A 504-nucleotide genomic window follows, 5' to 3' on the forward strand; every position below is an offset into this window, starting at 1 on the left:
CGTTCAAGCTCACTGAGCCGTAGCCCGTTACCGCAACCGGTTTGTTACTCAAATCAATCAGAGATTTAAGAACATTCGCGTTACCCGGCGTACCATCGCTTGAAAACGCCAATTCTTCCGCGCTCAAATCTGTGATGGTTAAACTTGCCGCTGGGTTATCAGGGTCGTAGTTAAACAGTGGTTTGCCAGCATTGCCTTTCAAGTCTTTACCTGTAGCAAGTACCGCGTTGTACTCATCTGCCAGAGCTTTTGCCATGTCATCAAGCGCCACTTGGTTTGGCTTTAGAACGTCGGTTTGGTAATCGTTGATGGCACCCAACTTACCCCCGACCGAATCGCCAATAGCGAAGCTTTGATTAGCAAAATTCACGTGCAGATCCGCAAGATACGGATCGCTTGGATCAGGAATCGCAGACAGTTGACCAAAGTCCGAGCCCATGACTAACGGCTGACCAGAAACCAACGTCACCTGCATGCTGCCATCCGGTTGATCGGTTGTTTTCA

General features: G+C 49.4%; 1 protein-coding gene. It reads right to left on the reverse strand.

All coding sequences use genetic code 11. From position 1 onward, the window contains the following. On the reverse strand, nt 1–504 hold a 504-nt coding region (locus R7093_RS28490), incomplete at both ends, for a FlgK family flagellar hook-associated protein (protein ID WP_411913270.1).

Source organism: Vibrio sp. 1580, from assembly GCF_033340055.1.